Raw genomic sequence first — 18,003 nt, forward strand, 5'->3', positions numbered from 1 at the left:
ATGAGTAACCGGAGAACTGATCTGTTTCTTCGGTTTTTTTATATCTTTTTTTCTACTGCTCTATCTTCTAATTGGCGAATAATCCAGCGTATTTGTTGACTTGAAGAATGTTAATTCGATCAATTTATCCGGCTATAAGCTAGATGGATTAGGCATTCTATTTCCTATTTTTAGTGATAGGTCTCGCTATATTTTTATATTTATCAATCTGTTGAGATTGTTGTTTTGGCACATTTGCTATATGTTATAGAGGCCTGGGGGAGATAAGCAGTGAAGCTAAAATTAATAATTCCAACAATATGTGTAGCAAGCCTGGCTGGATGTAACAGTATTCAGCAAATGAAATCAGATATGCAGCATCCTTATGTAAGTCCTCAAGAACTGATTGTTAAAAGAAACTTGAATCAGGCTGACGGTTCGGCAAAAGAATATGTTTATTCATGGGAAAAATCCAAGCAGCATCTGGAGCCACAATCCCTCTATCCACGAACCACCTTAAGCCAGTATTGTCATGAACGGGGCGGCAAGTTTTCTCTACTGTATAAGAGCCAATTGGCTTCAGTAAAAGATTCTGCCCAGAAGAACCGTTTAAGCAAAAACCGTTATGTCACTCAGGGTATTGGTGCCTATCAATGTACGATGCCTCAAGGACAAAACTGGATTGTTTCTATTGAGCCGATTTCTGAACGTCAGCCAGAAAAAAATAATACTACCCGTGTAGTCCGGATCCTGAGCAAACTTCAAAGCTCGTCTGAAGCGCGTCATTTCTATCAGGGCCATAAAACTACGGCTAAGTCTAATAAAATTGCTGAAAAGAATGCAGCCAAAACCTCAGTCAAAGATGAGAAGAAGGAAGTAGATAAAAAAGAAGCCGATAAGAAAGAGATAAAAATCCCTGCTGTTGAACCGGCAGTGATTGCTGTTCCCGCTGCTCGTACAAGTAGTATCGAAACGCCACAACAGCAGCAGATGAAACTGTATGTAGCTGCACGCCGTGATATCAATAGCGGTAAGAACCTGAACAATGCCTGCAATAATGCCCAGCGTGCCTATAACTATGGCAAATTACAGGGTACAGAAGGAACACGTGTCTATACCGAATCCGGCATGCTAGTGGCACGCTGTTTAAGCAGTATTCCAGTCTATGCCAACCGTATTCCAAATTCCAAGGTTCAGGCCAAACGAGTACTGCAGAATCTGGCCACCAACTATAACCATACTGGGGCAAAGAATCAGTTGAGACAGTTAAAATAAGTCTATTATTTTCACATGCAGTTTGATCATTTATTTAGCAGAGTAGATGCACATGAAAAGTCATCTACTTTAAGGATTGGGGATATTGAAAAAAGTATTTCTTAAGCATAGGCGAACTTAAAAATAATATTTTTCTTTTGAATACCAATGATAGAAGATAAATAGTTATCCTATTGATAGGAATAAAAATTAATTAGTATTAGGTTGCAAATCGAACCTTATTTCACAGTGAATCTCCTACCGCCATCTCAGATTTTCTCCTCTATCTCTCTTATCAAATACAAGCCCATTCAACGGCATATTCTAAAAATTATTGGTATATCTTTTGCTTAAAAATTATCAGTTTTGTGCTTATGGACAGAGCAAGAAAAACTAATTGATTTTTAACATACACAATAATGAGATTTATCGCTTGAGAAAACATATTTTAAGTCATTTGATTCTTGTGGGTGCATTTCTACATTCACCTGTGAGTTATGCAGTGAGTACAACTTCATTAAAATCGGCAATTGATCTGAATGCGATTGATCGGACGGTTGATCCAAAGCAGGATTTTTATCAATTCGTGAATGGAAACTGGCTGAAAACCGCAAAGATTCCAGAAGATCAGGCATTGTCGGGTGCATTTGCTGAAGTGAGTATGAAATCAACCCAGCAGTTATTTGACATTTTTAATGAGCTGGCTAAAAAACAGTATCCGCAAGGTAGCAATGAACAAAAGGTCGCAGATCTCTATGCCAGTTATATGGATACCGATCGGCTGGAACAACTTGGGCTTGAGGCATTGCAACAAGACCTGCAGCGGATTGAAAGTATCAAGACCAAAAAAGATCTGGCAGAGTTTTTTGCCTATGCGGAAAAAATCAATCTGAATTTGCCATTCTCTACCCGTTTTTATCAGGACCGTAAAGCTTCTTCCAAGGCCATGATGTATGTAGGGCAAGGTGGCTTGGGAATGCCTGACCGTGATTTTTATTTGAGTGAGCAGCCTCGACAACAGGAAATTCGCAATACTTATCTGCTTTATATCGCCAATACCCTGAATTTTGCCGGTCAGCCCAAGCCGATTGAAGATGCTCGCACTATCCTGGCTTTGGAAAAGGCACTGGCAAAAATTAGCTGGTCCGCTGTGGAGCTACGCAATGATGAGGTGAGAACCTATCTCGTTGAAACTAAAAATATTATTAACTATATGCCTTCTTTTGACTGGATGAATTATTTCTCAGAACTGGGCTTAAAAGGTGCAAGAAAAGAGGTTGCGATCTCGCAGATTAATTATTTGCGTCAGCTGGATCAGTTATGGAAGGTTGTTCCAATTGAAACCTGGCAAACCTATTTGAAATTCAACCTGATCAATAGTTATTCGCCATTTTTAACAGAAGTTTTTCAAGACCATCATTTTGAATTTTATGACAAAACACTAGAGGGTGTACAAGCACGTTCTCCACGGAATGAGTCCGCTCTGGAACTCACTAACGGTATTTTAGGTAATGTGCTTGGCAAGCTCTATGTAGAAAAGCACTTTAATGAAAGCCAGCGCCCGGCCATGCTGGAAATGGTAGAAAACGTCCGTAAAGCCTTTCATCTGAAACTGGATCAGGTAGACTGGATGGGTTCGGATACCAAAAAACAAGTGCGGCATAAACTGGATAGCATCAATATCAAAATTGGTTATCCGAAAACATGGCAGGATTATTCAGCCTTAAAAATTCGTAAGGATGATCTGATTGGTAATATCCAGCGGACCCGGCTATTCAATTACCAGCGTGAACTGGACAAGGTGGGAGAACCGATTGATCCAGAAGCCTGGCACATGTCGCCACAAACAGCCAATGCTTACTATAACGTCAAGCTGAATGAAATCGTATTACCTGCGGCCATCTGGCAGGCGCCATTTTATTATGATGATAGTCATGATCCTGCAGTGAATTATGGTGCTATAGGGGCTGTTATCGCACATGAAATTAGCCATGGTTTTGACGATAGAGGAAGCCGCTTTGATGCCAAAGGCAAGGGTGAAGAAACCTGGAACGAGCGCGACCGTAAGAAGTTCAATGAACGCACCAAAGCCTTAGTCGAGCAATATAAACAATATGAAGCTCTGCCAGGGCATAAGGTGAATGCGGAATTAAATAAAAGTGAAAATATCTCTGACAACCTGGGCTTAGGGATCGCTCATATGGCTTACAAGTTATCGCTCAAGGGTCAGCAGCCAGCACCTATCATTGATGGCTTTAGTGGAGATCAGCGTTTTTATATAGGCTGGGCACAAGTCTGGCGTAGCAAAAGTAATCCTGAATATCTGTTAAATAGCCTAAACCTTGCCAGCCACGCGCCAGGTCATGTACGTGGCAATGGCGCCATCCGCAATCAGCAAAGTTTCTATGAAGCTTTTGAGATTAAAGAAGGGGACAAGATGTATTTATCACCTGAAAAACGGATATCCATCTGGTAACAGGATTTAAAAAATTAGGTCTGTTTATCTGAAAAGAGACAGGCCTATTTTTTTTATCTAAAGGAGCCACATACAGAGCCAAAAACAGTTTAAAAATTGGCATATATGCTGCTTATAAAGATTTAAGTGTTTGATTATCAGGTCAACACGCATTGATAAATTCAACTGCGCAGTGAAGCGCGAGGATAGCAAGCTTTGAAAATTTTTCTAAAAACCGCATTGGTAAGTGCTTTATTAGCCGTTTCCTCTGCAAATTATGCTTCAGATCAAACCGCTATTGCAGCACTTGGTTCGGGGATTCATCTTCAACACTTTGATAAAAAAATCGCACCACAACAGGACTTCTATCAGCATGTTAACGGGCACTGGTTAGAGCATGAAGAAATTCCGGCTGATATGCCAAACTGGGGTGCATTCACGATTTTGCGTGAAAACTCGACCCAGCAATTACATGACATTGTAGAAGAGCTGGCGAAAACCAAATCGGATTATGGCAGCAATGAGCAGAAAGTGGGGAGCTTATATGCCAGCTTTATGGACACGGAAACTTTAAATGCAAAAGGTATCCAGCCGCTAAAAGCAGATATCGCCAAAATTGATGCCATGAAAAACAAAAAAGATTTCACTTTGTTGCTTGCAGACTATGCAAAAAACCGTGTCAGTACACCTTTTGAATTTGGCGTGATTCCTGACTTGAAAAAGTCTGACCAAATGGCGGTGTTTTTGGGTCAAAGTGGTTTGGGTTTACCGGATCGCGATTACTATTTGAAAGATGATGAAAAGCTGAAAAGTGCCCGTGAAACTTATGTTAAACATATTGCTAAGCTGTTGACGCTATCGGGTGAAACAGAAGCAGATGCGGCTGCACATGCACAATCTATCCTGAACTTAGAAACTGAAATTGCCAAAATTCAGTGGGATAATGTGCAGAACCGTAATCTCGAAAAAATGTATAACGTCTATACATTAAAAGACGTCAAAAGCCTGGTGCCAGAATTTGACTGGAAAACCTATTTTAAAGCGACGGGTTTAGATAAAAAAACCAAAACCGTGATTGTGGCGCAAAAAAGTTATTTTGAAGATTTAAACAAGATTTTAAGCAGCACACCCCTCGATGTATGGCAAACCTATTTCAAATTCCATCTGATTGATGGCGCTGCACCTTACTTAAGCCAGGAATTTGCTGATGCAAACTTTGAAATGTACAGCAAAACCTTACGCGGTGTGACCGAGCAACGGGCACGCTGGAAACGTGGGGTTGATATGACTAATGCCGTACTCGGTGAAAGTCTGGCACAAGTCTATGTCGCAAAACATTTCCAGCCTGAACAGAAACAGCGTATGGAAAAACTGGTAGAAAACCTGTTGCTGGCATTTGAACAGAATCTGGAAAAACTGGACTGGATGGGTGCAGAAACCAAAGCACAGGCACACCGTAAGCTGAAAAGCTTTAGAGTAAAAATTGGCTATCCAAATAAATGGCGTGACTATAGCAAGCTGGAAATTAAAGATGGCGACCTGATTGGTAATCTGCGTCGTACCAACAGTTTCAATTATGACATTGCGCTGGATAAGTTGGGGAAACCGGTTGATCGTGAAGAATGGCATATGCTGCCGCAAACGGTAAATGCTTACTACAACCCAATGGGCAATGAAATTGTTTTCCCTGCTGCTATTTTACAGCCGCCGTTCTTCGATATGAATGCTGATGATGCCGTGAACTATGGCGCAATCGGGGCAGTGATCGGTCATGAAATCAGTCATGGTTTTGATGACCAGGGCAGCCGCTTTGATGCAGACGGCAACATGAAAAACTGGTGGACCGAAGAAGACGATAAAAAATTCAAGGAAAAAACCAAAGCTCTGGTTGAGCAATACAATGCCTATGAAGCAATACCGGGCTATCACGTCAATGGTGAACTAACCTTAGGTGAAAATATTGCCGATAACTCAGGTCTGGCGATTGCCTATGAAGCTTATAAATTGTCACTAAATGGCAAGCCTGCTCCGGTGATTGATGGATATACCGGAGATCAGCGTTTCTATATTGGTTGGACACAGGCATGGCGTGCCAAAGTTCGTCCGGAACTGGCATTACAGCTGTTAAAAACAGACCCGCATTCACCAGCAGCCATTCGTGGCCGAGCCACTTTACTTAACCAGAAACCTTTCTATGAAGCCTTTAGCGTCAAGCAAGAAGATCCAATGTATCTGGAAGAAGATAAACGGGTAAAAATCTGGTAAGTCTGAAATTTAATTTATAGGTTCCCAAAATCCTGACTGATGTCGGGATTTTTTTATCTCTCAGGTTACAGAGTTCTACAGGTTTTCCAACCTTTTACATGCTACAAAGAAACTGCATTGTTCAAGCAGTTTGAACGGGTGAAAAAGGAAAGGAATATGGGATTCAAAGCTTTATCGGGTCTTCGGGCAGTCTTTATGACTACAGCATTGCTGGGTGCAACTCAGATTGCGACAGCCGGTCCAACAGTTGATCAGCTTAGTGACTGTTTAATGAAATCCACGACGGCCACTGATAAAACCACAGTCTTGCAATGGACCTTTGTGGCATTGGGTAATCATCCCGATCTGAAAGCTTTTAGCAATGTAACTGCAACTCAAAAGGAAACACTCGACAGAAATTTAGCGACAGTTTTACAGCGGATTCTGGTTGAGCAATGTCCAACCCAGACCAAAGCGGTCATTCAGGCTGAAGGGGTACAAGCAGTGGGTGAAAGTTTCCAGGAGCTTGGGCAGGTCACGGGTGAGGAAATTCTCAAAAATCCGGAAATCAAAAGTCAGCTAAGTGGCGTACTTAAATATATCGATATGAGCAAACTGGTCACGACGTTTTTGACCCCTGACGTGTGGAATAAACTAGGCATCACCCGTTAATGGATTGCAGATGCAGTCAAACTTAAACCACAAAAATGTGGTTTAAGTTTTATAGAGCTTGCCCGGAAACAGTCGGTCTCGAATTTCATTCCAGTTGGTCGATAGCCAGCAAATAAATGAACCTAAGGTGACCATCATCGTGCCGATCCAAAAGGTATGCGATAAACTGGTATTCAGCACCCACATCGAAATGATAGACGAAAAGATCGGGCTAAAATAAGATAACGCGACCAGCATTGCGATATTACCCTGGTTAATCCCGATATTCCAGGCTGCATAACCCAAGCCAGTTACGACCGAAACCAGCAACATATACAGCATAATATTCAAGTCAATATTAAGAAGTTGTGGCAGTTGTTCGTGATCTAAGAGCAGCGTCTTGCTCCAGAGAACCACACTTACCATCGCGAAAAAGAACACGATTGGGTTATGTCCTTGGCTGTATTTTTTGGTAAATACACAATATAACGACCATAAACTCGCCCCAATGAATGCCAATATGTAACTGGTTGGATTGGCCTGCATGTTGTGAATGACGGTTGCTAAATGAATATCGCCGTTGCCCGTCTGGATATAAAAAATACCTGCCAGACTAATACTGAGCCCTACCACCACCAAGCTGTGAAATTTTAGTTCATGAAATAGAATGAGCATGGCGATGGTCATACTGGGCCACAGATAATTCACCAGACTAATTTCAATGGCTTGCTGTGCAGTTTGTGCGAGTGCTACGGCATAGGCAAAGCAGATTTCATATACCAGAAATAATGCAGCTGCACTGAGCAGATAGAACTTGGGTATGGTTTTGAGTTTGGGAACGCCAAAAACAGCCAGTAAGAGCAGGGTGCTTAAGCTATACATCATAAGTACAGCCAGATCAGGTCCAATACTAAAACTGATTTTTTTGAGCAATCCCACGATAGGCGACCACTGTAAAATGGCACTTAAGCCAATCAGCGTAGCGAAGTTTTTCGACATGGTAAGGGCGGGATGGGAGAATGTGCAGATTGTATTCCTGTTGAGTGATTTTCAATATGGGATAAACACGATTTTATGATCAAATTCAAAAAAATCGTTAACAACCGCTTTATGATTTGAATATCCCGATCATGAGTTTAATGATCCAGAAAATGGGTGTGAAAATTAGCTCGATACCATCGGAAAGATTGGCAAATTTGCTTTCTCTGGCTGTGTGCCTCCGTAGTTTGATGGGTTTGCGTCGTCTTGACTGATATGCGGCAATGATGAAGATAAGAATGATCAGGATAATGCTAAGTAAAATAATGTAATTTGACATTTTTTTGTTTTTTTCGGTTTGTTTTTGATTTTATAGCATGTTTTAAATCCTCTCCCTAGCCCTCATCCTTTCTTGCGCTTCGTTTTAAAAGCAATGCTTTAAAACTCGCTCAGGAGAGGGAACTACGCGCATCAAATTGATGGCCTGACAAAGTCTTCCTTTTTAAAGGTGAGAAGCGAAGCTTCGCAAGGAGAGGGATTCTTAAAATTCACCTCTCCCTAACCCTCTCCTAAAAGGAGAGGAGATTATTCACTATTAAATTAATGCAGTCATAAAATTATTTGATGCTCCCTCTCCCACAGGGAGAGGGTTGGGGTGAGGGAGAAAGAATTACAACAAATCAGGATAAAACTTTTCAAAATCTGGATTCACCACTTCACCTCGCAGCAAATAACCTTTTGGCTGAATATAACTATAAATTTCCCGTGCAGGCTGTTCATGCCAGCCAATATTAAAAGCGCAAAGTTTTGGGAAAAATTGTAGGTGGCTATAGTTCAGATTGTTATGAATCCAGTATGCAAGCTGTTGCCAGGTGGTTTGATCTTTTTCATACAGTTCTAGAAATGAAGGAATAACGATACACGCTGTTGCACCATAACCTTTTTCGTCTGGATAATCCCAAATATGGCTAGCAAAGTTTTTCTCGTTGCTGGCGCAATTATATCCTTTTTCATTACCAAGCTGATTGACGCTTGGTGAACGATAAGCAGATCGAATGGTGATACGCCCAAATTTGTCTTGGAGAGGTTAAAGTAATTCTTCACAGAGTTTTGTGCCTGTACGAATGGCAATGTCAGGATGGTCGGGGAAGTTTGGTACACCGTACCAATTAGCGATTTCGCTATACAGAAAGTCACGCATAAAGAAAGACTTTGAAAGTTGAATTCGTCCTAAGTCTTCGAGTTTGGCGAAAGAGGATACTTTTTTGATGGTCATATTCTTAAATGGCTTTCATACAATAGTTGAACTTTTTAAACTTGCTGATTGGTATTGATAAATGTTAAATAAAAGTATCTAAGTTCATAATAAAGTCAAAATGTCAGAAGAACCAAAGACAATTCTCAATCAAAAAAGTTTTAAATGTCCTCATTGTGGAGCTTTTGCTTATATGGAGTGGAATAACTTATATGTTATTTCACAAGATCCAGTGGGTAATGATTTTTATATTAGAACAAAGGTACATCAAGCTAATTGTGCTTCATGTGATAATAACAATATATGGTATAACCATGCGCCAGAGATGGATTGGTTGCCTCCAAATAATTTTCATGAGCCAAGAGATAATAATGAATTAACTAGATTGTATCCTATTCAAGAGATTGCGAATAAGGATATTCCAAATGCCAATGCTGATATGCCCGGAAATGTGAAAAAACTTTATATAGAGGCAGCCTTAATTTTTGAATTATCACCCCGTTCAGCTGCAGCATTGATTCGTTTAGCATTAGAAAAATTATGTCATCATTTAGATGTGAAGAGGAAAAATATTAAAGAGTCGATCGAAGAATTAGCAAAACAACAAATTATCCCAATAAAAGTTGCCCAAGCTGCAGATAATATTAGATTAATTGGTAACGCAAATGTTCATCCAGGAATTATTTGTGATGAAGTTCTAGAAGATATTAATCCAGCTATTTTCACCTATATAAATTTAATAGTGGATTATGCAATTACAAAGCCAAAGGAAATAGAGGAGATAAATGCACTATTTCCTGAACAAAAAAGAGCTTCAATTTAAATGTAAAAAACCCGCTCTAAAGCGGGTTTTCTATTAAAGAAAGATCAGATCAACCAATCAATTTCTTCATCAACTCATTCACTTGAGCAGGGTTGGCTTTACCACGTGACGCTTTCATCACTTGACCAACCAGACCGTTGAAAGCTTTCTCTTTACCAGATTTATACTCTTCAACCATCTTCTCGTTGGCAGCAAGAACTTCCTTAATAATCGCTTCAATCGCGCCTGTATCAGTTTCCTGTTTCAAGCCTTTTTCCGCAATAATCTCGTCCGCAGTTTTGCCTTCTTCCCACATAAAGCCGAACACTTGTTTCGCGATCTTACCGCTGATGGTATTGTCCACAATACGTGCGATCATGCCACCCAGTTTCTCACTCGACACAGGAGAATCAGCAAGGTCTAGGCCAGCTTTGTTTAGAGCACCTGAGAATTCACCCATTACCCAGTTTGCCGCAATCTTACCTTGTGCAGCACCGCCAGCAGCTTTCACCACATCTTCGTAAAACTCTGACATTTCACGAGTCAGTGTCAGTACGTGAGCATCATACTCAGTCACACCGAAGTCAGCTACGAAACGCGCACGACGAGCAGCAGGCAGCTCAGGCATTTGCGCTTTAATCGCTTCGATTTGCGCATCTGGAATCACCACAGGCAACAAGTCAGGATCCGGGAAGTAGCGGTAATCGTTCGCTTCTTCTTTAGAACGCATTGAACGGGTTTCCATCTTCACAGGATCGAACAGACGAGTTTCTTGGTCGATGGTTCTGTCCCATTCCAGAATTTCCATTTGACGTTCAATTTCAACATTGATCGCTTGCTCAATGAAACGGAATGAGTTCAGGTTTTTCAATTCACAACGTGTACCGAACGGTTGACCCGGACGACGTAAAGATACATTACAGTCGGCACGGAACGAACCTTCTGCCATGTTACCGTCAGAAATACCTAACCAGCGAACCAGCGTATGAATTGCTTTGATGTAGGCAACAGCTTCTTCAACAGAACGCATATCTGGTTCAGATACGATTTCAAGAAGCGGCGTACCGGCACGGTTCAAGTCGATGCCTGACATGCCTTCAAACTGGTCATGGATTGATTTACCAGCATCTTCCTCAAGGTGCGCACGAGTCACGCCAATACGTTTTACTGTGCCATCTTCAAGCTGGATGTCGATATGACCTAGGCCCACAATCGGATTGTCCATCTGGCTGATCTGGTAGCCTTTTGGAGAATCCGGATAGAAGTAGTTTTTACGTGCAAATACTGAAGCCTGATCGATATATGCATCGATCCCCAGACCAAAGCGAATCGCAAGATCAACCACTTCCTTGTTCAGTACTGGCAACACGCCCGGCATGGCCAAATCTACAAGGCTGGCTTGAGTGTTTGGATCATTACCAAACTCGGTCGATGAACCAGAGAAGATTTTAGATTTAGTCGCAAGCTGAGTGTGAATCTCGATACCAATAACGACTTCCCAACCGTCAATCAGGTTAGATTTTGGTTTAGCAGCGTTTTTAGCCATTATGCATTCTCCTCAGCAATTGCAGCGCGTTTAGTATGCCAATCCGTTGCTTGTTGATACTGGTGTACCACAGACAACAATTGTGATTCTGACCAGTAGTTACCAATCAACTGTAAGCCAACTGGCAAGTTGTCTTTGTCAAAACCAACAGGCGCGTTAATCGCAGGAAGACCTGCAAGGTTGACCGCGATGGTATAGATGTCACCTAGGTACATTTCAACCGGAGACAGGTTTGCACCGATACGGTATGCAGTAGTCGGTGCAGAAGGCGCAGCGATGACATCTACAGATTCAAATGCTTTTAAAAAATCTTGCTGGATTAAACGACGTACTTTTTGTGCTTTCACATAATAAGCATCGTAATAACCAGCAGACAGAGCATAAGTACCGATCAGGATACGACGCTGAACTTCAGCACCGAACCCTTCTGAACGGGAACGTTTGTAAAGGTCGAGAAGATCTTTTGGCTCTTCACAACGGTAGCCATAACGTACGCCGTCATAACGAGACAGGTTAGAAGATGCTTCAGCCGGTGCGATCAGATAGTAAGTTGGAACATAAGCTTCTGTCATGTTGAGATCAATCTCAACCAGAGTTGCGCCCATTTCTTCCAGTTTTTTCAGTGATTCTTCAACGCGTGCTTTCACGTCTGCATCCAGGCCTTCAACATTGAAATACTGTTTTGGAATACCAATGCGCAGACCTTTTACAGAAGTCCCGTTCAGGTTTGCCACATAGTCATCAACATCTTTGTCCATTGATGTTGAATCTTTAGCATCATGACCAGCCATCACATTCATCAGGTAAGCACAGTCTTCAGCTGAACGTGCCATTGGGCCGCCTTGGTCTAGAGATGATGCATACGCGATCATACCAAAACGTGATACACGGCCATAAGTCGGTTTTAAACCAGTCAGACCACAGAAAGATGCTGGTTGACGGATTGAACCACCGGTATCCGTACCGGTTGCAAATGGCGCTAAATCCGCAGCAACAACTGCAGCAGAACCGCCTGAAGAACCGCCCGGAACATGATCCAGTGCCCAAGGGTTTTTGGTTGCGCCAAAGTAAGATGACTCGGAAGTTGAGCCCATGGCGAATTCGTCCATGTTCACTTTACCAAGTGTGACTAAGCCCGCAGCTTTACCTTTCGCTACAACGGTCGCGTCGTAAGGAGAGATAAAATTGTCCAGCATTTTAGAACCGGCAGTGGTTTTAATGCCTTGGGTACAGAAAATATCTTTATGTGCAATGGGCACACCAGTCAGGGCGGTGGCGTTGCCTGCTTTGATTGCAGCATCGGCAGCATCAGCTTGAGCCAATGCCTGTTCAGCAGTCACGGTCACATAAGCTTTGACCTGTGCATCAATTTTTTCGATGCGTTTTAAATAGTGTTGAGTCAATTCGCGGGATGAAAATTGAGCATTTGCCAAACCTTCAGTTAGTTCACGAATGGATAAGCGGTGTAAATCTGTCATGAGAAATAATTCTTTACGTTTAATTTAATAAAAAGAATGAACTGGGTAGTAATTACTCAATCACGCGTGGGACGAGATACAAACCGTCCTGTACAGCAGGTGCAACTGCTTGGTATTCCTCACGATGATTGCTTTCCGACACGACATCTTCACGTAAAGGCTGTGGGTGGTCGAAAGGGCTTTTCAGTGGTTCAACACCGTCAGTATCGATGCCTTTCAGGGTTTCCATCATGCCTAAAATTTTATTTAAACTTTGAGCATATTCAGCAGATTGCGTATCATTAAGAGATAACCTTGCGAGGTTGGCAATAGCTGAAACTGTTTCTGCATTTAAATCTGCAGAAGACTGTGCATCCGATGTAGACATAATATTACCTAATCAGTATTAAAAAAATTCAAATTATCATGCGTTATGATAAGCGATTGACTTGTCCAAATCATCACATTTAGTTAAAGTGGCCACCTTGCGTCCATATAAAGTTTAACTGAGAACGTCCCCGTGATTCTAAAACGACTAATAGGCTTGTTTTCGCCAGATCTCGCTATTGATTTAGGTACTGCAAATACACTTATTTATGCGCCAGGACGAGGCATTATATTAAATGAACCGACGGTTGTAGCCATCCGTCACAGTGGTTCACATAAAATTGTTGCTGCCGTAGGTCTTGACGCGAAACAAATGCTTGGTCGTACCCCAGCAAATATTTCTGCAATCCGTCCGATGAAAGACGGCGTGATTGCGGATTTCGAAGTGACCGAAACCATGTTAAATCAGTTCATTGGTAAGGTACACGAAAAACGTTTATTCCCGCCAGCGCCACGCGTGGTGGTTTGCGTGCCATGTAAATCGACACTGGTTGAACGCCGTGCGATCCGTGAAGCAGTTTATAATGCGGGTGCGCGTGAAGTACGTCTGATTGAAGAACCGATGGCTGCTGCAATTGGTGCAGGTATGCCGGTTGAGCAGGCGTGTGGTTCGATGGTTGTTGATGTGGGCGGCGGTACAACTGAGATTGCAGTAATTTCATTACAGGGCTGTGTATATGCAGACTCGCTGCGTATTGGCGGCGATGTATTTGATGAACAGATCATCAACTACGTGCGTAAGGCACATGGTTGCGTGATCGGTGAAACTACAGCTGAAGTGATCAAAAAAGAAGTCGGCATGGCACTTCCAGATGAAGGTGCAAAACCGCTGGAAATTGAAGTCCGTGGCCGTAACCTGGCTGAAGGTGTGCCTCGTGCGATTGTGGTGAACTCGGATGAAGTCACTCAAGCGATTTCTGATCCACTACAAAACATTGTGTCTGCGGTGAAATCTGCACTGGAACAAACACCTCCTGAACTATCTTCTGATATCGCTGAACGCGGGATCGTGTTGACCGGTGGTGGTGCATTGTTGCGTAACCTGGACAAGCTGCTTGCCAAAGAAACAGGTCTGCCTGTTGTGGTTGCTGAAGATCCACTGTCTTGTGTGACTCGTGGTGGCGGTAAGGTACTCGAATTCTTCGACAATCCAAATCATGACATGTTATTTGTAGGCTAAGACAAGGATTCGGCGGGTGCAAGCACATCTGTTTTCTCGACAACCGCCATCTTTTCGCTCTTTTATCATTGCACTGATAACATGTCTGGTGGTGCTGTTCTTTGACTGGCGCATGCCACATGTTGTTCAACCTGCAAGGGATGTCTTGTACGCGGCCTATAATCCCATTTATGCCGTGGCCAGCTATCCGGTACTGTCGCGAGAATGGCTGAATCAACAAACCAAATCTGAAGCGCAACTGCGTCGTGAAAATACCGCGATGCAGGCTGAGCTATTGCAGGCGCAAGTTCGCCTACAAAAAATTGCAGAACTTTCTGCAGAAAATACTCGTTTACGCGGTCTTTTAGATACCCCTCTGATTCTTGATGGACGTATGGAAATTGCTGAGGTGATTGGTACCGATGCTGATCCGCTACGCCATATCATCGTGATCAACCGTGGTTCCAATAACAAGCTGAAAGTCGGTCAGACCGTACTGGATGATATGGGGATTATGGGACAGATTATTGATGTCTATCCGCATAGTAGCCGGGTCATGCTGCTCTCTGATAAAGAACACTCCTTGTCTGTACGTCTGGAACATACCGGCATGCGTGCCATTGTCTCGGGGACCGGGGATCTGGGACGCCTGAAAATGGAATATGTACCGACCAGCGCCAATATCAAAGTTGGTGAAAAAGTTTACAGTTCAGGTCTGGGACAGCATTTTCCGGCAGGTTATCTGGTGGGAACAGTATCCAATGTGAAACGGCATAATTCAGGGGAATTTGCCCAGATTGATGTTACTCCAGCGGCACAGTTGGCCGGTGGTCATCATGTCGTCGTGCTGTTCTCTGACTCATTAGCGATGGAGCAACCGCATGTCAATCGCTAAGATGCGACCTAAAACACATCGTGATCCTTTATTTGCCATTGTTATTTCAGTGATTGTGGCTTCTGTTCTCTCAGTCTATCCACTGTCTTACGAGACCTCGGGATGGCGTCCATTATTTATGTTAATGGTCATGCTGTTCTGGGTATTGTGTCAGCCGACCTGGTGTGGAATCTGGTTTGCATTTGCTACCGGGATCTTCATTGATTTACTGCTTGATGCGCCCTTAGGTCTTAATGCACTTAGCTTTATCATCATTGCTTTTGTGGCACGTTTCCTGACCCGTGAGCGCCGTATTCTGACCTTTGCTAATTTATGGGTCATTACGGCAATTGCGATTCTGGCACATTTGATGATTATCTTCTTTGCCCAGATTTCGACCGGCGTACAATTCTCATTTGCACGACATTGGATTCCCATGCTGACTAGTGTCATCATATGGCCAGTGCTTTATTACTTTTTGAGAAAATGGCGCATTTAATCCTCGCTTCCAGCTCACCCCGACGCCGTGAACTTCTGCAGCAACTCGGGCTGAACTTTGAGATCTGTAACCCAGATGTAGACGAATCTATACTGGAAAATGAGTCCATTGCAGCCTATGTCGAACGTCTGGCGCAAGTCAAAGCGGAAGCGGTGGCCAAGCTGTTTCCGGATGCCATTATTATTGCTGCGGATACCAGTTTAGGTGTGAATAATGAGATTTTGGGGAAACCTGAATCCAAACAGCATGCCTTTGAAATGTGGGAAAAAATTTCAGGAAGATGGCATGATGTGTATACTGGGGTGTGCGTCCGCACAAAAGAAGAAAAATACAGTATAGTAGTCCGTACACAGGTTGAATTTCAGCCACTAAATAGCCATGATATGGAAAGTTACTGGGCAACAGGTGAGCCGCTTGGGAAAGCAGGTGCCTATGCAATACAGGGAATTGCAGCGCGTTATATTCCAAGAATAGAAGGTAGTTATTCTAATGTAGTGGGATTGCCACTATATGAAACAGTACAGTTATTGCAGACGGTTAAGGCACTAAATTAACTGCTGAAAAAGAATTCTTATAATGTTTTGAGTGTTGTTATGTCTGACGAGTTGTTGATTAACGTCACACCGATGGAATGTCGGGTGGCGTTGATTGAAAACGGCACGGTGAATGAACTGTTTGTCGAGCGTACGGCCAAGCGCGGATTGGTCGGGAATATCTATAAAGGGAAAGTGGTCCGGGTCTTGCCGGGCATGCAGGCCGCTTTTGTCGATATTGGTCTGTCCAGAACGGCATTTTTGCATATCAATGACATGGTCTGGCCACGTAACCAGCCAACGCCGAATGTATTCGAGCTGTTGCAACCGGGTTTGATTCTCACTGTTCAGGTGATGAAAGACATGCTCGGCACCAAGGGCGCACGTCTATCTACTGATCTTTCTATTCCTTCACGTTATTTGGTCCTGATGCCATATGGCAATCATATTGGTGTATCGCAGCGGATTGAATCCGAAGATGAACGCAATCGTTTACGCTCGATCATTGAGCGTATTCAGGCAGAACACAAGCTGCCAGGTTCCGTGATTGTCCGTACTGCTGCGGATGGCATTGAGGAAGAAGCAATTGCACAGGATATGGCTTATCTGGCTAAACTGTGGGAATACATCCAGCGCAAACAAAAAGTCATCGCAGTGCCTTCATTGATCTTTGAAGAGCTGCCTTTGCCACAGCGTGTTATTCGTGACCTGGCCAATGAAGAAACCGAAAAGATCTATATCGATTCACGCGAAATTCACGGCAAGTTGAAAGAGTTTGTGGATGAGTTCGTGCCGAATATGAAAGACCGTTTACTGCATTATCCGGGCGAGCGACCAATTTTCGATTTGTACAATGTCGAAGAAGATCTGCAAAAGGCTTTACAAACCCGTGTCGCACTAAAGTCTGGCGGTTATCTGATGATTGACCAGACTGAAGCCATGACCACCATTGATGTTAATACCGGTTCTTATGTGGGCGGCCGCTCGCTGGAAGATACGGTGTTTAAAACCAATATGGAAGCCACACAGGTGATTGCACGTCAGCTGCGTCTGCGTAATCTGGGCGGTATTATCATCATCGACTTTATTGACATGCAGGAAGCCCAGCACCGTGAAGAGGTGATGAACCAGTTTGTGAAAATGTTGGAACGTGATCATGCCAAAACCAAGATCACCCAGGTGTCTGAACTGGGGCTGGTGGAGATGACGCGTAAGCGTACCCGTGAGTCTTTGGAACACTTGTTATGCGAGTCCTGTCCGACCTGTCAGGGACGTGGATATGTGAAAACAGCAGAATCAGTGTGTTACGAAATCTTTCGGGAAATCCTGCGCTATGCTCGCGCTTATGAATCACAAAGTGGCTTTACTGTTGTTGCCCATCCGGCAGTGATTGATCGGCTGTTGACTGCAGAAGCCCCGGCTGTGGCGGATCTGGAACACTTTATTAATCGTGTAATTAAATTCCAGGTCGAAAATTTATACACACAAGAGCAATACGATATCATTCTTAGCTGAAATTGTAACAGAATATCGTTAAACACTTGTTACATCTGAAATTTTACAACTCTACTGATATTTACAATACTAGAAACATCAAATTAGCCAAAGCCTTTCTCCCAGTTCTAGGCTTAGCAAAAGGAGTCTATGATGAGTATGAGTAAAGTTGTAATCAATAAAAGCTTGAAACACGTATTAGAACCAAAGGCTGTGCATGCAGGATATATTGTGGATGAACGCGGGAATGAAGTTCAGATTACAGCTTCTATGATTCGCTCTGTCTGCCATCAGTTATTGAAACAATGTCGTACTATTAAAAGTTAATTAAACCAAAATAGATTGCGGTTGTATGAATTTCATTCAAACTGTAAAAAGAATAAAATAAAGGGGCTTAAATTGGCCCTTTATTTTTTACTAAATGATTGGCAAAAGT

At 42.8% G+C, this 18,003-nt stretch carries 15 protein-coding genes; 11 read left to right on the forward strand and 4 right to left on the reverse strand.

The genetic code is table 11. The annotated features are described in order from the left end of the window. The first annotated feature begins 270 nt into the window (after positions 1-270). The 4 genes from FTV18_RS10770 (at position 271) to FTV18_RS10785 (ending at position 6,604) form a co-directional block, all read left to right on the forward strand. Positions 271-1,254: a hypothetical protein gene (locus FTV18_RS10770; protein WP_180017956.1), complete on the forward strand. Its 984-nt coding sequence runs from the start codon at positions 271-273 to the stop codon at positions 1,252-1,254. Between the two features lie 412 nt (positions 1,255-1,666). After that, positions 1,667-3,709 carry a M13 family metallopeptidase gene (locus FTV18_RS10775; RefSeq protein WP_180017954.1) on the forward strand — a complete coding sequence of 681 codons (2,043 nt, stop codon included), beginning with the start codon at positions 1,667-1,669 and terminating at the stop codon, positions 3,707-3,709. A gap of 195 nt (positions 3,710-3,904) precedes the next feature. Beyond that, entirely contained in the window at positions 3,905-5,953 is a 2,049-nt protein-coding gene (locus FTV18_RS10780; protein WP_180017952.1) for a M13 family metallopeptidase, read from the forward strand. A gap of 156 nt (positions 5,954-6,109) precedes the next feature. Next, positions 6,110-6,604, forward strand: a complete 495-nt coding sequence (locus tag FTV18_RS10785; protein WP_180017950.1) for a hypothetical protein — start codon at positions 6,110-6,112, stop codon at positions 6,602-6,604. A gap of 42 nt (positions 6,605-6,646) precedes the next feature. Here FTV18_RS10785 and yddG read toward each other — a convergent pair whose 3' ends face one another. Beyond that, positions 6,647-7,582 (reverse strand): aromatic amino acid DMT transporter YddG, encoded by a 936-nt coding sequence (gene yddG / locus FTV18_RS10790; protein ID WP_180017947.1) that lies wholly within the window; start codon positions 7,580-7,582, stop codon positions 6,647-6,649. Between the two features lie 1,355 nt (positions 7,583-8,937). On the opposite strand from yddG, the gene FTV18_RS10800 reads away from it, so the two are divergent. Beyond that, positions 8,938-9,639, forward strand: coding sequence for a DUF4145 domain-containing protein (locus FTV18_RS10800; protein WP_257218589.1), 702 nt, complete (start codon positions 8,938-8,940; stop codon positions 9,637-9,639). A 49-nt stretch (positions 9,640-9,688) separates the two neighbouring features. Here FTV18_RS10800 and gatB read toward each other — a convergent pair whose 3' ends face one another. From gatB to gatC, 3 genes are read right to left on the reverse strand one after another with little or no spacing between them, the layout of a single operon-like run. Then, positions 9,689-11,164 carry an Asp-tRNA(Asn)/Glu-tRNA(Gln) amidotransferase subunit GatB gene (gatB, locus tag FTV18_RS10805; protein ID WP_180017944.1) on the reverse strand — a complete coding sequence of 492 codons (1,476 nt, stop codon included), beginning with the start codon at positions 11,162-11,164 and terminating at the stop codon, positions 9,689-9,691. Then, complete coding sequence (gatA, locus tag FTV18_RS10810) at positions 11,164-12,642, reverse strand: Asp-tRNA(Asn)/Glu-tRNA(Gln) amidotransferase subunit GatA (RefSeq protein ID WP_004783101.1); 1,479 nt, start codon at positions 12,640-12,642, stop codon at positions 11,164-11,166. The genes gatB and gatA overlap by 1 nt, the downstream gene beginning before the upstream one ends. Before the next feature lie 52 nt (positions 12,643-12,694). Next, entirely contained in the window at positions 12,695-13,009 is a 315-nt protein-coding gene (gatC, locus tag FTV18_RS10815; RefSeq protein ID WP_005234479.1) for an Asp-tRNA(Asn)/Glu-tRNA(Gln) amidotransferase subunit GatC, read from the reverse strand. Positions 13,010-13,141: 132 nt separating this feature from the next. On the opposite strand from gatC, the gene FTV18_RS10820 reads away from it, so the two are divergent. The 6 genes from FTV18_RS10820 (at position 13,142) to FTV18_RS10845 (ending at position 17,894) form a co-directional block, all read left to right on the forward strand. Continuing rightward, complete coding sequence (locus FTV18_RS10820; protein ID WP_005234480.1) at positions 13,142-14,188, forward strand: rod shape-determining protein; 1,047 nt, start codon at positions 13,142-13,144, stop codon at positions 14,186-14,188. 16 nt (positions 14,189-14,204) lie between these two features. After that, positions 14,205-15,062 carry a rod shape-determining protein MreC gene (gene mreC / locus FTV18_RS10825; RefSeq protein ID WP_166139623.1) on the forward strand — a complete coding sequence of 286 codons (858 nt, stop codon included), beginning with the start codon at positions 14,205-14,207 and terminating at the stop codon, positions 15,060-15,062. After that, positions 15,049-15,540, forward strand: a complete 492-nt coding sequence (mreD, locus tag FTV18_RS10830) for a rod shape-determining protein MreD (RefSeq protein ID WP_166139624.1) — start codon at positions 15,049-15,051, stop codon at positions 15,538-15,540. The genes mreC and mreD overlap by 14 nt, the downstream gene beginning before the upstream one ends. Then, entirely contained in the window at positions 15,528-16,094 is a 567-nt protein-coding gene (locus FTV18_RS10835; protein ID WP_166139625.1) for a Maf family nucleotide pyrophosphatase, read from the forward strand. The genes mreD and FTV18_RS10835 overlap by 13 nt, the downstream gene beginning before the upstream one ends. Positions 16,095-16,133: 39 nt before the next feature. After that, positions 16,134-17,588, forward strand: a complete 1,455-nt coding sequence (rng, locus tag FTV18_RS10840; protein WP_005234484.1) for a ribonuclease G — start codon at positions 16,134-16,136, stop codon at positions 17,586-17,588. A 132-nt stretch (positions 17,589-17,720) separates the two neighbouring features. Then, a complete protein-coding gene (locus tag FTV18_RS10845; RefSeq protein WP_004783090.1) occupies positions 17,721-17,894 on the forward strand; it encodes a PA1571 family protein in 174 nt (57 codons plus the stop codon). Positions 17,895-18,003: the final 109 nt, after the last annotated feature.

Origin of the sequence: Acinetobacter sp. YH12241, assembly GCF_013417535.1 — a bacterium.
GTDB lineage: Bacteria > Pseudomonadota > Gammaproteobacteria > Pseudomonadales > Moraxellaceae > Acinetobacter.

What these genes read in the sequence shown, in the direction of transcription:
- FTV18_RS10785 (WP_180017950.1), top strand. Translation starts at nt 6,110, where the DNA reads ATGGGATTCAAAGCTTTATCGGGTCTTCGGGCAGTCTTTATGACTACA.
- yddG (WP_180017947.1), bottom strand. Translation starts at nt 7,582, where the DNA reads ATGTCGAAAAACTTCGCTACGCTGATTGGCTTAAGTGCCATTTTACAG.
- FTV18_RS10800 (WP_257218589.1), top strand. Translation starts at nt 8,938, where the DNA reads ATGTCAGAAGAACCAAAGACAATTCTCAATCAAAAAAGTTTTAAATGT.
- gatB (WP_180017944.1), bottom strand. Translation starts at nt 11,164, where the DNA reads ATGGCTAAAAACGCTGCTAAACCAAAATCTAACCTGATTGACGGTTGG.
- gatA (WP_004783101.1), bottom strand. Translation starts at nt 12,642, where the DNA reads ATGACAGATTTACACCGCTTATCCATTCGTGAACTAACTGAAGGTTTG.
- gatC (WP_005234479.1), bottom strand. Translation starts at nt 13,009, where the DNA reads ATGTCTACATCGGATGCACAGTCTTCTGCAGATTTAAATGCAGAAACA.
- mreD (WP_166139624.1), top strand. Translation starts at nt 15,049, where the DNA reads ATGTCAATCGCTAAGATGCGACCTAAAACACATCGTGATCCTTTATTT.
- FTV18_RS10835 (WP_166139625.1), top strand. Translation starts at nt 15,528, where the DNA reads ATGGCGCATTTAATCCTCGCTTCCAGCTCACCCCGACGCCGTGAACTT.
- rng (WP_005234484.1), top strand. Translation starts at nt 16,134, where the DNA reads ATGTCTGACGAGTTGTTGATTAACGTCACACCGATGGAATGTCGGGTG.
- FTV18_RS10845 (WP_004783090.1), top strand. Translation starts at nt 17,721, where the DNA reads ATGAGTATGAGTAAAGTTGTAATCAATAAAAGCTTGAAACACGTATTA.